Origin of the sequence: Collinsella aerofaciens (assembly GCF_040926405.1) — a bacterium.
GTDB lineage: Bacteria > Actinomycetota > Coriobacteriia > Coriobacteriales > Coriobacteriaceae > Collinsella.
Genome location: NZ_JBCOIG010000007.1, coordinates 62,839 through 77,729, shown reverse-complemented (window position 1 = coordinate 77,729; position 14,891 = coordinate 62,839). Strand labels below are relative to the sequence as shown.

Annotated in this window: 17 protein-coding genes and 1 pseudogene; 17 read left to right on the top strand and 1 reads right to left on the bottom strand. The window is 62.2% G+C overall.

The window, feature by feature from the left end; genetic code table 11:
- From AB5758_RS04335 to hisE, 17 genes are all read left to right on the top strand, one after another.
- A partial coding sequence (locus tag AB5758_RS04335; RefSeq protein WP_368155401.1) for a PTS system mannose/fructose/sorbose family transporter subunit IID occupies nucleotides 1-224 on the top strand: 224 nt, incomplete at its 5' end.
- A gap of 91 nt (nucleotides 225-315) precedes the next feature.
- On the top strand, nucleotides 316-1,530 hold the full coding sequence (locus tag AB5758_RS04330; RefSeq protein WP_175406083.1) for an MFS transporter: 1,215 nt from the start codon (nucleotides 316-318) through the stop codon (nucleotides 1,528-1,530).
- Between the two features lie 170 nt (nucleotides 1,531-1,700).
- Nucleotides 1,701-2,762: an SIS domain-containing protein gene (locus tag AB5758_RS04325; RefSeq protein ID WP_368155399.1), complete on the top strand. Its 1,062-nt coding sequence runs from the start codon at nucleotides 1,701-1,703 to the stop codon at nucleotides 2,760-2,762.
- Nucleotides 2,763-2,849: 87 nt separating this feature from the next.
- A complete protein-coding gene (locus AB5758_RS04320) occupies nucleotides 2,850-3,266 on the top strand; it encodes a PTS sugar transporter subunit IIA (RefSeq protein WP_117743676.1) in 417 nt (138 codons plus the stop codon).
- A 17-nt stretch (nucleotides 3,267-3,283) separates the two neighbouring features.
- A complete protein-coding gene (locus AB5758_RS04315) occupies nucleotides 3,284-3,754 on the top strand; it encodes a PTS sugar transporter subunit IIB (RefSeq protein WP_117564885.1) in 471 nt (156 codons plus the stop codon).
- A gap of 8 nt (nucleotides 3,755-3,762) precedes the next feature.
- The gene (locus tag AB5758_RS04310; RefSeq protein WP_138113421.1) at nucleotides 3,763-4,554 is read left to right on the top strand and encodes a PTS mannose/fructose/sorbose/N-acetylgalactosamine transporter subunit IIC; all 792 of its coding nucleotides are present in this window, start codon (nucleotides 3,763-3,765) and stop codon (nucleotides 4,552-4,554) included.
- Nucleotides 4,544-5,380, top strand: a complete 837-nt coding sequence (locus AB5758_RS04305) for a PTS system mannose/fructose/sorbose family transporter subunit IID (RefSeq protein ID WP_117629983.1) — start codon at nucleotides 4,544-4,546, stop codon at nucleotides 5,378-5,380. Before AB5758_RS04310 ends, AB5758_RS04305 begins: the two co-directional genes overlap by 11 nt.
- 83 nt (nucleotides 5,381-5,463) lie before the next feature.
- Nucleotides 5,464-6,300: a sugar phosphate isomerase/epimerase family protein gene (locus AB5758_RS04300; RefSeq protein ID WP_368141330.1), complete on the top strand. Its 837-nt coding sequence runs from the start codon at nucleotides 5,464-5,466 to the stop codon at nucleotides 6,298-6,300.
- Between the two features lie 170 nt (nucleotides 6,301-6,470).
- Nucleotides 6,471-8,186 carry an ATP phosphoribosyltransferase gene (gene hisG, locus AB5758_RS04295; RefSeq protein WP_368155398.1) on the top strand — a complete coding sequence of 572 codons (1,716 nt, stop codon included), beginning with the start codon at nucleotides 6,471-6,473 and terminating at the stop codon, nucleotides 8,184-8,186.
- Nucleotides 8,187-8,291: 105 nt separating this feature from the next.
- Nucleotides 8,292-9,728, top strand: coding sequence for a histidinol dehydrogenase (gene hisD, locus AB5758_RS04290; protein ID WP_225093974.1), 1,437 nt, complete (start codon nucleotides 8,292-8,294; stop codon nucleotides 9,726-9,728).
- A gap of 1 nt (nucleotide 9,729) precedes the next feature.
- Complete coding sequence (gene hisC, locus AB5758_RS04285; RefSeq protein WP_225093973.1) at nucleotides 9,730-10,845, top strand: histidinol-phosphate transaminase; 1,116 nt, start codon at nucleotides 9,730-9,732, stop codon at nucleotides 10,843-10,845.
- Entirely contained in the window at nucleotides 10,846-11,433 is a 588-nt protein-coding gene (gene hisB / locus AB5758_RS04280; RefSeq protein ID WP_225093972.1) for an imidazoleglycerol-phosphate dehydratase HisB, read from the top strand.
- A 59-nt stretch (nucleotides 11,434-11,492) separates the two neighbouring features.
- Nucleotides 11,493-12,194: an imidazole glycerol phosphate synthase subunit HisH gene (locus AB5758_RS04275; RefSeq protein ID WP_368141329.1), complete on the top strand. Its 702-nt coding sequence runs from the start codon at nucleotides 11,493-11,495 to the stop codon at nucleotides 12,192-12,194.
- Nucleotides 12,191-12,934, top strand: coding sequence for a 1-(5-phosphoribosyl)-5-[(5-phosphoribosylamino)methylideneamino]imidazole-4-carboxamide isomerase (locus tag AB5758_RS04270; protein WP_271737287.1), 744 nt, complete (start codon nucleotides 12,191-12,193; stop codon nucleotides 12,932-12,934). Before AB5758_RS04275 ends, AB5758_RS04270 begins: the two co-directional genes overlap by 4 nt.
- Nucleotides 12,935-12,937: 3 nt before the next feature.
- Complete coding sequence (hisF, locus tag AB5758_RS04265; RefSeq protein ID WP_368141328.1) at nucleotides 12,938-13,720, top strand: imidazole glycerol phosphate synthase subunit HisF; 783 nt, start codon at nucleotides 12,938-12,940, stop codon at nucleotides 13,718-13,720.
- 148 nt (nucleotides 13,721-13,868) lie between these two features.
- Nucleotides 13,869-14,198, top strand: a complete 330-nt coding sequence (hisI, locus tag AB5758_RS04260) for a phosphoribosyl-AMP cyclohydrolase (protein WP_195503589.1) — start codon at nucleotides 13,869-13,871, stop codon at nucleotides 14,196-14,198.
- A gap of 44 nt (nucleotides 14,199-14,242) precedes the next feature.
- Complete coding sequence (hisE, locus tag AB5758_RS04255; RefSeq protein ID WP_006235893.1) at nucleotides 14,243-14,560, top strand: phosphoribosyl-ATP diphosphatase; 318 nt, start codon at nucleotides 14,243-14,245, stop codon at nucleotides 14,558-14,560.
- Nucleotides 14,561-14,680: 120 nt separating this feature from the next.
- Here the strand turns inward: hisE and AB5758_RS04250 are convergent.
- Nucleotides 14,681-14,891, bottom strand: a pseudogene (locus AB5758_RS04250) (hypothetical protein); the annotation flags it as partial.

Genomic DNA, 14,891 nt, shown 5'->3' with positions numbered 1-14,891 from the left:
TGTGCAAGGACATGTTCTGGGCCAGCATCCCGGTGGCCATCGGCTCGGGCGAGGACGCCCAGACCCTCCAGGACATCCTGGACGGCATCATGCCCGGCATGCTCGGCATGATCGCCTTCTGGCTGTACTACTGGCTGCTGTCCAAGAAGATCAACCCCATGGTGCTGATCGTGGCCACCATGGTCGTGGGCATCATCGGCGCGTTCTTCGGCGTGCTGGCGTAAGGGCCCGGCTGCATAGATTTTCGTTGCAACCTGGAAAGGGGATGGAGCAGGCCTATGCCCTCCATCCCCTTTTTGTATAGAAGGAGTTCGTATGTTCGCGAAGGATCGCGAAGCAATGCGCCTGACGCCGGCAGAGGTCAGGCTGATTCTTATTGAGTCCCTGCAGTGGTGCGCCAACAACGCGGTCTACTTTTTGGGGCTTATCGGTGCGGCCACGTATGATCTGGCCGGCACGGCCTTTTTGGTTGCCGCCATTACGCTCGTGCGCAATCTTATGACGTCGGCGGGCAATATGGTGTCGGGTTCGGTCATCGATCGCTTTGGACCGCGCCGGACGTCATTTGTGACGTGCGTGATTACGGCTGTGCTATCGCTTGGCGTGGGGTTGGCGCCGCTGTCTGTCCCCGGGCTTGTGTTTGCCGCGTGCGTCTTGGGGCTTGCGGGCGGCTTTATCAACACCTGCACGCATGCGTTTCCGGGATACCTGGAGTCGACCACCGAGGGCCGTACCCGCGTGAACGGTCTCATGGTGTTCTACAGCAATATCGCCTATACCGCTGGCCCGCTGCTCGGCGGTGCCATCGTGAGCTGTTTTGCCACGCAATCGGTCTACCTGCTCATGGCGGGCATGATGGGTGTGGCGGCCGTGCTCTCCTTGGGCTGTCGCGAGTGCGTTGTTCCCGCAAAAGGGGAAAAGCCGAAGGGCGGTATTCTGGGCGGCATGGCCGAGGGTGCGCGACTTACGTTTCGCGACCACGACCTGCGCCTCATCTTTATCTCGGGCTTTTTGGGATTCTTTGCGTTTGGCGCGTTTGATTCGCTTGAGTCGTTGTTCTACCGTGATGTGCTCAACGTGGATATCGTCTGGCTGGGCTGGCTGTCCTCTGTCGTGGGCCTCACTTCCTCGGTGGGCGCGTTCATCCTGACCAAGCTTTCTGCTCGCCATGTCAACCTACGATTGCTGCTCGGCGCGCTCATGGCCGTGGGCATTGGGTCCATGGTGTACGTGGGCACAGATATGCTGGGGGTCGCGATTGTCGGTCAGGCGATTAACGGTCTGGCCTGGGGGTTCCTGGAGCCGCTGCAGATGATCTTGATTCAGGAGCGTGCCGACATCAAATACCTGGGGCGCATTACCGGCTTTGTGCGTTTTGGCCTGATGAGCGCCGGCGTGGTGCCGCTGCTGGCGGCTCCGTTTTTGGCGGAGGCTTTGGGCGTCCAGACGGTACTGTTTGGAGCATCGACCATTATTGCGCTGGTAGGAACGCTGTTCTTTGTCACACAAGGGAGACGCCGGGGGCGTTAGCTATACATCAAATTATAATTTGATACCACTCACCAGAGAATTTCGACCGTTCACCGAGGATTGGAACAGATTGAAAAGTGGTATTAAAAACACGTTGGGTGTATGTCTATAATTGGTATCGAAAAGAAACGCGATGTATAGATTCGCGTGCTGGACAGAAAGGAAAAGCCATGAAGGAAACCGAGAAGATCGAGATCATGCACTTTAGCCAGGAGGGCTACGTCGAGGACGGCAAGAACGTCTATGAGACCGGCAAGAAGATGACCGCGCTCGCCGACAAGGTCGCCGACGAGGGCTACGACGCCGTGTTCCTGATGGGCGTCGGCGGCACCTGGGACGAGCTCATGCAGCTCGAGTACCTCATGAACAAGTTCGGCGACCGCGACCTCGAGGTCTACCTGATCCACGCCGCCGAGTGGAACGTCATGGGCCACAAGCGCATGACCGAGAAGTCCGTCGTGCTCACCGCCTCCGAGTCCGGCACCACCCCCGAGGTCCTCGAGGCCGTCAAGAAGATGAAGGAAAAGGGCATTCGCGTCTACGCCATGACCAAGCCCGAGGGCCCCATCGGCCAGGCTGTCGGCGCCGAGAATTGCGTCAAGATGGCTTCCGATCATGGTAACGGCGGCTGCGAGATGGGCTACTACCTCGCCGACTGCTTCGGCCTGCGCCTGCTCAACCGCCGTGGCTGCTTCCCGCAGTTCGATAAGTTCATCGAGCAGACCAAGGACGTTTGGACCCACCTGGTCGACATCCGCAAGCGCTTCGAGCCGCGCGCCGAGGAGCTCGCCAAGAAGTACGCCCTGGCCCCCTACACCATGTTCATCGGCTCGGGCGCCCTGTGGGGCGAGACGATCCTGTTCTCGATGTGCATCCTGGAGGAGATGCAGTGGAAGCGCACCCGCTACATCACCTCGGCCGACTTCTTCCACGGCACCCTCGAGCTCGTGGAGCCCGGCGTCCCCGTGTTCCTGTTCATGGGCGAGGACGAGAACCGCAAGCTCGACGAGCGCGTCCGCGCCTTCCTCAACCGCGGCGTGACCGGCGACACCGACATCAACATCATCGACACCGCCGAGTTCGCGATCCCCGGCCTTGACGACGAGTTCCGCGTCATCGTGTCTCCGTGGATTCTCTCCTCGCTGATCACCGATCGCCTTGCCGCTTACTACGAGACGGTCACCAAGCACAACCTCAACTACCGTCGTTACTATCACCAGTTCGACTACTAATAGTTGACCACTCATTTAAGAAGCACCCTGCCCGGGCGCATGCGTCCGGGCATTTTTATGCCGAAATTCGCAAGGAAGGGGAATCGAATGAGGCAGTTTATCGTGGCGTCCCATGCTCATTTTGCGTCTGGAATCGTCGAGAGCATCGGCCTGCTTTCCGGCGAGCGCGAAAACGTCCATGCGCTCTCTATGTATGTCGACGGAAACGAGGACCTGACCAAGGAGGCCGCAGCGATTCTGGACGGCTTTGCCGCGGACGATGAGGTCGTCGTGTGCACCGACCTCTTTGGCGGCAGCGTCAACAACGAGTTCACCAAGATCGTCCAGACGCGTCCTAACACGCACCTCGTGACCAACATGAACCTGCCGCTCCTTATTCAGCTGCTGTTCGTGCCCGAATCCACCCCGATCGATGAGGCCATTCGCCAGATCGTCGAGGCGGACGACACCAAGGTCAAGTACGTCAACGACCTGCTGGGGCAGGCCGAACTCGATGAGTTCTAACCACTAGGGAGCACATCATGATTCAGATGATTCGCGTGGACTATCGACTGCTTCACGGCCAGGTTGCCGTTAGCTGGACCTCGGCTCTGGGTGCCGACTGCATCTTGTTGGTGAGCGACACGGTCCTCAATGACAAGCTTCGTCTGCAGGCCCTGTCCCTTGCAAAGCCGGAGGGCTGCAAGGTCGTTGTCAAAAACACCGAGGATGCCGTCAAGGCGCTCCAGAGCGGAGTGACCGACAAGTACAAGCTCTTCGTGGTTTGCGAGACGATCCAGCAGGCCGGTGCCGTCGCCAAGGCGATGGGAGTCAAGAAGATCAACCTCGGCAACGTTGCCTTTAGCGAGAATGCCCGCCAGGTCTCGACGAGCGTGTTCCTTACGCCCGAAAACGAGGCATACGTCAAAGAGCTGCTCGGCGAGGGCTATGAACTGTTCATTCAGATGATTCCGGCAGATGCGAAGACTGACGCCGCGAAGGTTATCGGTTAGGGGCTGTCATGGTTATCAAGACAATCCTGATTTTCCTGATTGCCCTTTTGGGCTATTCCGAGTGGCTGACGGGCACGAGCTACCTCCAGCGCCCGATCGTGCTCGGACCTCTGGTTGGCCTTGTCATGGGCGACATGGTGACCGGTACGATCATGGGCGCCACGATGGAGCTTGCCATGGTCGGCGCCATCTCGGTCGGCGCCTATAACCCGCCCGATACGATTTCCGGCACTATCCTGGGCGTATCTCTTGCCATGCAGGCCGGCGCGGACGCTTCGGCGGCCCTGACCCTGGGCATTCCCATCGCAACGATCGTCCTGGCGCTCGATACTGCCCTGGGCCAGCCGGTGATGCTGCTGCTGGTGCACCGTATCGACAAAAACGTCGAGGACGGAGACACCAAGGCCATCACGCGCAACATGCTCATCGCCGGCTACGCGCAGAGCTGGTGCGGCCTGCTGATTATTCCCCTGGCATTCTTCTTTGGCGCCGATGCTGTTGCCAGCCTGCTCAACATCATCCCCGATTTCGTTCAGACCGGTATGGATGTCGCCGCCGCCTTCTTGCCCGCACTCGGTTTTGCAATGCTGGCTCAGATGATTATGAACAAGACGGTGGCGCCGTTCTTCTTCGCTGGCTTCTTCCTCGTCGCCTACTTTGGCATTAGCACGACGGGCGTGGCGATCTTTGCCGCGATCATCGTCGTCGCGATGACGGTTTTGGGTGACAAGAAAAAGGCGGAGCAGCCCGCAGTGGCAACCGATGATCCTGCGATTGGGAGTGGGTTCGATGAGTTTTAAGTTTGAGTCTTCTTACGACGGGCTGATTTCCCGCGCAGACCTTAAGAAGCTGTTCTGGCGCTCGATTCCCTATGAGCATTCCTGGAACTACGAGCGTATGGGCCATATCGGCTTTATGTGGGCCCTTATGCCGATCCTTCGCAAGCTGTATCCGCAGGATGCGGACTTTAAGGCCGCCCTCAAGCGCCATATGGAGCTCTATAACGTCACGCCGTACATCTCGACGCTCCCCATGTCCATCGCCGCTGCAATGGAGGAGGTCAACGCTACTGACGATAGCTTTGACACGAGCGCGATCTCTAATGTCAAGCTTGCTTTGATGGGGCCGCTGTCCGGCGTGGGCGATGCCTTCTACTGGGGCACGCTGCGAATTTTGGCAACGGGTGTCGGCACGTCGCTGGCGCTACAGGGCTCTATTCTTGGCCCGATTTTGTTCCTGCTCGTGTTCAATGTCCCTCACTACATCATCCGTTACCTGCTGACGTTTGTGGGGTATCGCTTTGGCTCGGACATGATCAGCAAGGTCCAGGAATCGGGCATTATGGACACGATCGTCAAGATGGCCTCTATCATGGGCGCCATGGTGATCGGCGCTATGACCATGGAGATGGTCACCGTGGACATTCCGCTCATGGTCGGTGCGGGCGATGGTGCTCAGACGCTGGCCGAGCTGCTCAACGGAATCTTCCCGGGCTTTGTCACGATGGGGCTGTTTGGAATCGTCTATCTCATGCTCAAAAAGAAGATGAATCCGCTGGTCATCATGCTCGTGATCCTGCTCGTGAGTATCGCTGGCGCGTTCTTTGGAGTGCTTGGTGTCCAGTAGAGTATCCGTCATAATGAGAACAATGTAAGAGGGGGCGTCGCGCACACTGTGCTGCGGCGCCCTTTTGCCGAAAGGTGGACAAGATGGAGTATCCGCAGCTTGCCGTTATGAATATCAGCCATCGCTACTTTGATCTTGAGGAGTTCTTTTCTTCGTCGTCGGCTTCGGGCTACACGTGTTGCGAGCTTTGGACCGGGGCGATGCATCTGTATGTCGATTGCCATGGATACGATTCGCTCGAGCGGGTACGGGAGCTGTCGCAGCGGTATGGGGTTCGGATTGTGGGACTTTGTCCCGAACAGAACAACCCCAAGCCGTGGAATATCGCGGCGCGCGGGAATGAGGCGCGTGCCCGCACGCTCGCGTACTTTAAGAACGTTGTAGATATCGCGGCGGAACTTGGAGCCGAGCAGGTCATGGTCTCGAGCGGCTGGGCATTTTTGAACGAGCCGATCGAGGACGCGTGGGGTCGCAGCGCCTCGATGCTGCGTGCGATTGCCGAGCATGCGGGAGAGTGCGGTGTGCGACTGGTGCTCGAGGCCCTACAGCCGGTTGAGTCGATGATCGTGAACTCGGCGGCCGATACGAAGCGCATGATCGAGGCAGTTGATCATCCGGCACTTAAGGCGTGTCTGGATTTGGGCGCTATGGCGGTGGCAGGGGATACCATCGACGATTATTTCGATCTGCTTGGCGATGATGTCGCCCACGTGCATTTTGTCGATGTTGCGGCAGATGGCACGACGCATCTTGCCTGGGGTGACGGCGACCGCGATATGCGCGCCGACCTGGATAGGCTGGTGGCGCGCGGCTATCGCGGAGTTGTTTCGGCCGAGACCTATGACTGGCGCTATTTTGCCGACCCCGCAGCTGCCGATGCGCAGGTAATGGCAGAGTATCGTCGTGCGATTGGCGTCTAGGTGGGGTTGGGTTGCGACAATCCGCTCCTATGTTTCCAAATGAATACGGTGTGAGCCGAGGAGGACGATTCTCCCCGCAAACACTCTAGTATGCTAAAGTACCCAGAAAACCGGCGGAGCTATGCCGGTCTTCTGTTCCATACGAAACACAGCATGAGGAGGCTCACCAGATGACGGCCACACCGTGGGGATTCCGGGACATATTGCCCGAGGAGGCTCAGGCGCGCGAGGAGATTGCGCTGACGGTGAAGGGCTGCTTTAGGGAGCATAATTATCTGCCGGTTGAGACGCCGCTGCTCGAGGACAAGGGCTCGCTCGAGGAGGGCGGCCGTATCGCGGACACGCCGTTTAAGCTTTTTGACGATGACGGCCGCTTGTTGGTGGTTCGTCCCGACAATACGTTGCCGATCGTGCGTTTGGTCTCGACCCGCATGCGCGCGGCCGACTTGCCGCTGCGCCTGCGCTATGAGGCGCCGGTGGTTCGCGAATGCCAGCGCAATGCCGGCGGTTCGCGTCAATTTACCCAGCTGGGTTTTGAGCTCATCGGCGCGGGCGATACCGCGGGCGATGTCGAGATCGTCTCGCTGGTGGCCGAGGCCGTTCGCAAGTTGGCGCTGCCCGATGCGCGCATTATCGCAGGTAGCGTGCGCCCGTTTAAGGAGCTGCTCGCGGCGTGCGAGGATCGCGAGCTGGCTGCCGAGGCTCTGCGCTGCGTGCACGCCAACGACTTTGTGGGCCTCGATGCCCGCGTGGCGGCAAGCGCCGAGACCGATGCCGTTAAGGCCGTCGTCAGCGAACTGCCGCGCTTGCATGGTGGGGCCGAAGTGCTCGATCGCGTGGATGCGCTGCTGGCGGCTGCCGGTATTGTCGCGCCGCTCACGCGTGAGCTGCGCGCGCTGGTCGAGGGCCTGGCGCCCGAGGACGCTCAGGTGCTGTCCTTCGACTTTTCCATTATGAATTCTTTCGATTACTACACGGGCCTGGTCTTTAAGGCCTATGCCGGTGGCCTGCCCGATCCGGTGGGCTCGGGCGGTCGCTACGACTCTATCTTTACCGGCGCGTTCGGCGACGGCATCGAGGTGCCGGCGGCGGGCTTCGCCTTTTCGCTCGAGCGTCTGGAGGCCGCGTGCACCTCTGCCGAGGACGCCGCCTCCGATGGTGACCACGCCGTGGGCCGCGGCGCCGAAGGCCCGCTACGCATCGCCGTGCCCAAGGGCTCGCTTAAGGCCGACACGCTCGACGTGCTCGAGGCCGCGGGCCTGGACGTCTCTGAGCTGCGCGACCCCGGCCGTCACCTGATTGTGCGCGGTCGCGACACGCGTGCCGGCGAGGGCACGGTCGGCGATATCGAGTTTGTCATCGTGCGTCCCAGCGACGCGCCCGCTTTTGTGGGCTGTGGTGGTGCCGATTGCGGCATCTGTGGCTGGGACTCGCTCATCGAGGCAGACCTCAACTTGCTGCAGCTGGTCGATCTGGGCTACGGCCTGTGCACGTTTATCGAGGCAGAGCCCGCGTGGCGCGCTGGCCAGGCCGAGCGCAACTATGCCCGTCGCGGGTCGCTTCGTGTGGCCACCAAGTATCCGCGCATCGCGAGCGCCTGGTATGCCGAGCGTGGCGTGAATGCCGATATCGTCTCGCTGCACGGCAATATCGAGCTGGGCCCCATCGTCGGTATGACCGACCGTATCGTGGACATTACCGCCACGGGCGCCACCCTGCGCGATAACGACCTGGTTATTACTGGTCGCATTATGGACTGCACGGCGCGCTTCTTTGTCAATCCGGGTGCCGCGCGCCTGGATCCGCGCGTACGCAATCTGGCAGATCGCTTGGCAGCTGCTGTTAAGGACAAGCATTTTGAGCCCGTCGCGGGCTCGGCACAATAGCGCGAGCACGCACGGGCGCCCCAACGTACGGGCTGCGGGCCGACTGGCGCCGCCGCCCGGCCTTTCGTTTTTCGAACACAACCTCGACCGATAGGGGATACCGATATGAAGACCATCGAGCTTGCTCCCGGTGAGCGCCTCGTTACCAACCAGCTCAACCGAAAGGGCGTGCTGCCGCAAAACATCGTCGACGCCGCGCGCGATATCGTGGCCAACGTGCGTGCCAACGGCGATGCCGCGGTGCGCGACTATTGCCAGCGCTTTGACGGCGTTGAGCTGCAGAGCTTCCGTCTGCCGCAAGAGCAGATCGATGCCGCGCTCGAGGGCCTCGATCCCGCTTTTGTCGCGGCGCTCGAAAAGGCTGCACGCCAGATTCGCGAGTTCCACCAGCGCGAGGTCGAGCAGAGCTGGTTTACCACGCGCCCGGACGGCACGATGCTCGGCGTTAAGGTGACCCCGCTTGCCGCGGCTGGCATCTACGTGCCGGGCGGCCGTGCGCAGTATCCCTCCACCGTGCTTATGAACGCCATTCCCGCCAAGGTCGCCGGCGTTGAGCGCGTGGTCATGGTGACCCCGCCGCAAAAGGACGGCCTGATCAGCCCCTACACACTCGCCGCGGCAAAGCTCGGCGGCGTGGACGAGATCTATATGGTGGGCGGCGCCCAGGCCGTGGCCGCACTGGCGTACGGTACCGAGACCATTCCGCGCGTCGACAAAATCACCGGCCCGGGCAACGCCTTTGTCGCCGCTGCCAAACAGATTGTCTCGGGTGACGTGGGTATCGATATGGTCGCCGGTCCCTCCGAGGTCTGCGTGCTGGCCGATGCTACGGCCAAGCCCATGGTGGTCGCGGCCGACCTGATGGCCCAGGCCGAGCACGATCCGCTGGCAGCCTGCTATCTGGTGACCTGCGACGAGCGGTTTGCGCGTGAGGTCGAGGCGGGTATCGATATTCTGGTAGCGCAGTCGCCACGCGCCGAAATCACGCGTGCTTCGCTCGACAATGAGGGCACCATCGTGGTGGCCGCCGACATGGCTGCCGCCGTCGAGGCGGTGAACACCGTGGCGCCCGAGCACCTGGAGCTGCACTGCAAGGACGCGATGGGCCTGCTCGGCGGCATTCGCAACGCCGGCGCCATCTTTGTGGGCGCTTGGAGCTCCGAGCCGCTCGGCGATTACGTTGCCGGCCCCAATCACACGCTGCCGACCGGCGGCACGGCCATGTTCTCCAACCCGCTTTCGGTGGAGGAGTTCGTCAAGCGCTCGAGCGTCATTTGCTATACGCCCGAGGGCCTGCTCTCCGATGCTCCCGCTACGCAACGTTTGGCCGAGGCCGAGGGCCTGTGGGCACACGCGCTTTCCGCCGCACTGCGTCGCCGTGTGCTGGAGCAGGGCGAGGATGCCGTGAGCGCCGAGTCTCTGGCCGCGGCCGACCTGACCAAGGTCGCCTGGCCGGGCGACGCCGTGGCGACGGTTGCCGAGGGCGTTGACCTGGCGGCTGCGGGCGCGGATGGCGTTGGCGCGACTGGTAAGGAGGCCTAATATGGCCGAGCTGACGCCCCACATGAAGGAGCTCGTCCAGCCTTACCTGGCCGGTATTGAGCCCTACGATCCCAACTTTACGCCTACGCGCATCAACCTTTCGGCCAACGAGAACACCTATCCCGTGCCGACCGGCGTGCGCGAGGCGGTCGACGCTGCCCTGGCTGCCACACCGCTCAATCGCTATCCCGATCCCATGTCGAACGACCTGCGCGACGAGCTTGCTGCCTGGCATGGCGTGGCGCGCGAGAATGTCTGCGTGGGAAACGGCGGCGACGAGCTGCTCTATAACTACCTGTTGGCGTTTGGCGGCGTGGGACGGACCCTGCTCAACTGCCCGCCGTGCTTTAGCGAGTACGCGTTCTTTGCGTCGCTCTGCCAGACCGAGGTGCGTGACGTGTGGCGCGACCCCGCGACCTTTGAGCTCGACCAGACAGCCGTGCTTGCGGCAGCGCCCGAGTGCAACCTGGCAATCGTGACCTCGCCCAATAACCCCACGGGCGACGTGGCGCCGCTCGACTTTATCGCGGCGCTGTGCGATGCGTGCCCCGGCATGGTGATGGTCGACGAGGCCTACGTTGAGTTTGCCGACGATTCGTTTGGCGCGGCCACCACGGCGCAGGGGCTTATCGCCGAGCATCCCAACCTGGTGATTCTGCATACGCTGTCCAAGGCGTTTGGCGCCGCCGGCACGCGTCTGGGCTATGTGATCGCGGCGCCCGAGGTCATCGACGTGTTCGCGGCGATTCGCCAGATCTATTCGGTCAACGTGCTGAGCCAAGCCGCCGCGCTTGCCTGCGTGCGTGCCCGCGATGCGTACGCGCCCGTGGTGGCACAGGTTGCATCCGAGCGCGAGAGCGAGCTGTGCGCCCTGCGTGCAATGGCTGCCGAGGGCCTGCCCGTGGAGGCGTGGCCGAGCGCGGCGAACTTTGTGCTCGTGCGCACGCCGCATGCCACGCGCGTGCGCGAACGTCTGCGCGATGAGTATTCGATTTTGGTGCGCGACTTTAGCTATGCGCCGGGGCTTGCGGACTGTCTGCGCATTACCGTGGGTACCCCGCAGGAAAATGATGAGGTGCTGGCTGCGTTTGCCGCGCTGGTGAAGGAGGAGATGTAGATGGGCCGCTATGCCGAGGTAACCCGTAAGACGGGGGAGACCGATATTGTCGTAAAGCTCGACCTGGATGGAACCGGTGCGTGCGATATCTCGACCGGCGTGCCGTTTTTCGACCACATGCTCAACGCCTTTGGCCGCCATGGTCTGTTCGATTTGACGGTGCGCGCGGTGGGCGACGTGGAAGTCGACGCGCACCACACCGTCGAGGATACGGGCATCGTGCTGGGCGAGGCGTTTTGCCAAGCGCTGGGTGACAAGGCGGGCATTACGCGCTTTGCCGACGCGGCGATTGCCATGGACGAGACGCTCGTGATGGCCGCCGTGGATATCTCGGGCCGTGGCCAGGCCTATTGCGAGCTGCCCGTGCCGACCGAGCGCGTGGGCAGCTTTGATACCGAGCTGGCCGTCGAGTTCTTCTACGCCTTTGCGCGCGATGCCAAACTAACGCTGCACGTGCGCGAGCTGGCGGGCGGCAATTCGCACCACATTATCGAGGCCGCCTTTAAGGCCGTGGGCCGCACGATGCGCCACGCCTGCGAGCTCGATCCCCGCGTGCAGGGCATCCCCAGCACCAAGGGCTCACTGTAACCTGCCAAAAAGGGACAGGTTTATTTTGGCAGGTTTTGAAGGAGATAAGGGAGGGTCGCGTGGGCGAACCGAAGATCGTGGTGGTCGACTACCACAAGGGCAACTTGTCGAGCGTCGTGCGCGGGCTTGCGCGCGCCGGTGCCGCCGCCTGCACATCGGACGACCCGGAGCAGATTCGCAACGCCGACGGCCTGGTCATCCCGGGCGTGGGCGCGTTCTATGACGCGATCGCCTTTATGCGCCAGAGCGGCGAGGAGGCGGCCGTGCTCGACGCCGTTGCCGCTGGAACTCCGCTGCTCGGCATCTGCCTGGGCCTTCAATTATTTTTTGAGCGCGGCAACGAGGGCGTGCCTGCGGACGAGGGCGCAGTTGCCGACGGCAACACCACCGAGCAGGTCGGTGGCCCCTGGGTCGATGGCCTGGGTATTATGCGCGGTTCGTGCGCGCGTCTGGAGTCGAGCCGCCTGAAGGTGCCGCACGTGGGGTGGGACCAGGTGCACATGACGCCTGCCGGTGCGGCCGATCCGCTGCTCGCCGGTTTTGCCGAGGGCGCCAATATGTACTTCACCCACAGCTATGCGGTGGCCGACGATGCCGATGCCGCCGATGTTCTGGCACGCACGCACTACACGCGGAGCTTCCCGTGCATCGTGCGCCACGGCAACGTGTGGGGCTGCCAGTTCCATCCCGAGAAATCCTCTGCGCTGGGTCAGCGCATTCTTAAGAACTTCGTGAGCATCGTCGAGGGGGCCGGCCGATGATTCTGTTTCCCGCAATCGATTTGATCGGCGGCAAGGTCGTGCGCCTGGAGCGCGGCGACCGGAGCCGCTGCAAGGTATATTCCGACGACCCCGTGGCCGTTGCCGGCTCCTTTGCCGAGCAGGGTGCGAGCTGGGTGCACGTCGTCGACCTGTCCGCTGCCTTTGGCGAGGACGAGGACACATGCGCTGCCAACTCGGCAGCGATTAAGGCCATCTGCAGCGTCGACGGTCTGTCCGTGGACGTGGGCGGCGGCGTCCGCTCGCTCGCGCGGATCGACGAGCTGGCCGGCTACGGCGCGCGTCGCATCGCACTCGGAACGGTGCTCGTGACCGAGCCGGGATTTGCCGAGGTGGTGGCTCGCGGCTTTGGCGAGCTGTTGGTGGCAGACATCGCCGCGCGCGACGGTCAGGTCAAGGTGAACGGCTGGCGTGACGGCGCGGGCGTGGCACTCGACGACGCCGTGGCGCAGCTCACTGAGCTGGGCTTTAAGCATCTGGTGTATACCGACATCGCGCGCGATGGCATGCAGACGGGCATCGATGTGGCGGCGTATCGCCATGTTGCCAAGGTCGCGGGCTTTCCCGTCGTGGCTTCGGGCGGTATCTCGACGCTCGACGACATCCGCGCGCTGGCCGTGGTGGGCGAGGTCGCGATTGAAGGCGCCATTACCGGCCGTGCGCTCTACGAAGGCAACTTTACGCTGGCCCAGGCGCTGGCCGCCGCCCGAGGGGAGGAGTAGCCCATGCTTACCAAACGCGTAATTCCCTGCCTAGACGTCAAGGACGGCCGCGTGGTCAAGGGCGTCAACTTTGTGAGCCTGCGCGATGCGGGCGACCCGGTGGAGCTGGCCCGCGCCTACGACCGCGAGGGTGCGGACGAGGTCGTCTTCCTGGACATTACCGCCACGAGCGACAACCGCGCGACGACCATCGAGATGGCGGCACACGCGGCCGAGGAGCTCGCTATTCCCTATACCGTGGGCGGCGGCTTTCGCGACCTGGCGGGCATGCGCACCATGGTTGCAGCCGGTGCTGACAAGGTGTCGCTCAACTCTGCCGCCGTGCGCGACCCGTCGCTGATTAGCCAGGCTGCCGCGGCGTTTGGCAGCCAGGCCGTGGTCGTGGCGATCGATGCCAAGCACGTCGGCTTGCCTGGCGCATCCGGTGCCGACAAGTGGGAGGTCTTTACCGCAGGCGGCCGCAACGCTACGGGCATCGATGCGGTGGCGTGGGCCGAGGAGGCGGCTCGTCGCGGCGCCGGCGAGATTTTGCTCACCAGCATGGACCGCGACGGCACCAAGGCCGGCTTTGACCTGGCGCTCACTCGCGCCGTGGCGCGCGCGGTGCCGATTCCCGTCATCGCGAGCGGTGGCGTGGGTGCGCTCGAGCATTTTGCCGAGGGCGTGATCGAGGGTGAGGCCGACGCCGTGCTGGCGGCAAGCGTCTTTCACTTTGGAACCTTCAGCATTCACCAGGTGAAGGAGTATATGGCATCGCAGGGCATCCCTGTGAGGCTGGACTTTTAGCGCTGCGGCTTGCCCAGGCACCCGACCTTCCGGCTCCAACCCTCCTCGCGTACTTAAGTACGCGTCGTCGGGCTTGTCGCTCGGAATCTCGGGCACCTGGACAACCCTCGCCGACCTGTGGGATTTCGTTTGTTGCTTGGGAGAAATGATGACTGAGGTAATAGAAGCGTCTGATCTTACGTACGACGCCCGTGGGCTGATTCCTTGTGTGGTTCAGCAGTATGACACCGGCGAGGTGCTTATGGTTGCTTGGATGAACGAGGAGTCGGTGGGGCTGACGCTCAAGACCGGCACCACGTGGTTTTGGAGCCGCAGCCGCCAGGAGCTCTGGAACAAGGGCGCGACGAGCGGCAATATGCAAGCGGTCAAGGAGCTCTGGGCCGACTGCGATAGCGATACGCTGCTGGTCAAGGTCGACTCGCCGGGTCCGGCCTGCCACACCGGCAACCGTACCTGCTTCTTTAAGAAGCTCGCGTAGGGCGGGCGCTCGATTAGACGCTCGGCACCAGAAAGGATTGAACTATGGGTGTGCGCACCGCAAACGTTCAGGATGGAAATATCGGTGAGACGTTGACAGGTCTGGCCGAGGTGATTCACGGTCGTCGTGATGCATCGCCGCAGGAGAGCTATACCGCGCGTCTGCTGACCGACGTCGAGGACGAGCTGCTCAAGAAGCTTGCCGAGGAGGCAAGCGAGGTGATTATGGCCTGCAAGGATAACGATCACGATCACATCCGCTACGAGGCCGGCGACCTGGTCTACCACCTGCTCGTAACCCTTGAGCGCTACGGTATCACCCTCGACGAGCTTGCCGGCGAACTCAACGCCCGCCGCCACTAGTCGTTTGGGACAGTCTTTGTTGATGTAACGGGGTCATGGAAGTTGCGGTGAAATAGGGACTGTTTAAGCGCTTCATCAGGCAAAACAATCCCTATTCCACCGCAACTTATGAAGGGATGGCTAGTCGAGGGGTGTGGATTCCCATTCGCCGTTGGGGTGGGGGATGTCGAAGGTTCGGTAGCCGCAGTCGTAAGCGTGGGCCTGGGCCTCGCGGATGTTCCAGCAGATGTCGCAGGCGCGGTGTGCGTCCGAGCCAAAGGTGATGGGTACCTCGGCGTGGGCGAAGCAACGCAATAGCCCGGTCGCGGGATAGTAATCGTCGAGCCCCTTG

Excerpts from the sequence above, each read along its gene's own strand:
- hisE (WP_006235893.1), top strand. The coding sequence starts at position 14,243 with ATGGGTGTGCGCACCGCAAACGTTCAGGATGGAAATATCGGTGAGACG.
- AB5758_RS04310 (WP_138113421.1), top strand. The coding sequence starts at position 3,763 with ATGGTTATCAAGACAATCCTGATTTTCCTGATTGCCCTTTTGGGCTAT.
- AB5758_RS04320 (WP_117743676.1), top strand. The coding sequence starts at position 2,850 with ATGAGGCAGTTTATCGTGGCGTCCCATGCTCATTTTGCGTCTGGAATC.
- hisC (WP_225093973.1), top strand. The coding sequence starts at position 9,730 with ATGGCCGAGCTGACGCCCCACATGAAGGAGCTCGTCCAGCCTTACCTG.
- AB5758_RS04300 (WP_368141330.1), top strand. The coding sequence starts at position 5,464 with ATGGAGTATCCGCAGCTTGCCGTTATGAATATCAGCCATCGCTACTTT.
- AB5758_RS04305 (WP_117629983.1), top strand. The coding sequence starts at position 4,544 with ATGAGTTTTAAGTTTGAGTCTTCTTACGACGGGCTGATTTCCCGCGCA.
- hisG (WP_368155398.1), top strand. The coding sequence starts at position 6,471 with ATGACGGCCACACCGTGGGGATTCCGGGACATATTGCCCGAGGAGGCT.
- AB5758_RS04315 (WP_117564885.1), top strand. The coding sequence starts at position 3,284 with ATGATTCAGATGATTCGCGTGGACTATCGACTGCTTCACGGCCAGGTT.
- AB5758_RS04270 (WP_271737287.1), top strand. The coding sequence starts at position 12,191 with ATGATTCTGTTTCCCGCAATCGATTTGATCGGCGGCAAGGTCGTGCGC.
- AB5758_RS04325 (WP_368155399.1), top strand. The coding sequence starts at position 1,701 with ATGAAGGAAACCGAGAAGATCGAGATCATGCACTTTAGCCAGGAGGGC.
- hisI (WP_195503589.1), top strand. The coding sequence starts at position 13,869 with ATGACTGAGGTAATAGAAGCGTCTGATCTTACGTACGACGCCCGTGGG.
- AB5758_RS04330 (WP_175406083.1), top strand. The coding sequence starts at position 316 with ATGTTCGCGAAGGATCGCGAAGCAATGCGCCTGACGCCGGCAGAGGTC.
- hisD (WP_225093974.1), top strand. The coding sequence starts at position 8,292 with ATGAAGACCATCGAGCTTGCTCCCGGTGAGCGCCTCGTTACCAACCAG.
- hisB (WP_225093972.1), top strand. The coding sequence starts at position 10,846 with ATGGGCCGCTATGCCGAGGTAACCCGTAAGACGGGGGAGACCGATATT.
- hisF (WP_368141328.1), top strand. The coding sequence starts at position 12,938 with ATGCTTACCAAACGCGTAATTCCCTGCCTAGACGTCAAGGACGGCCGC.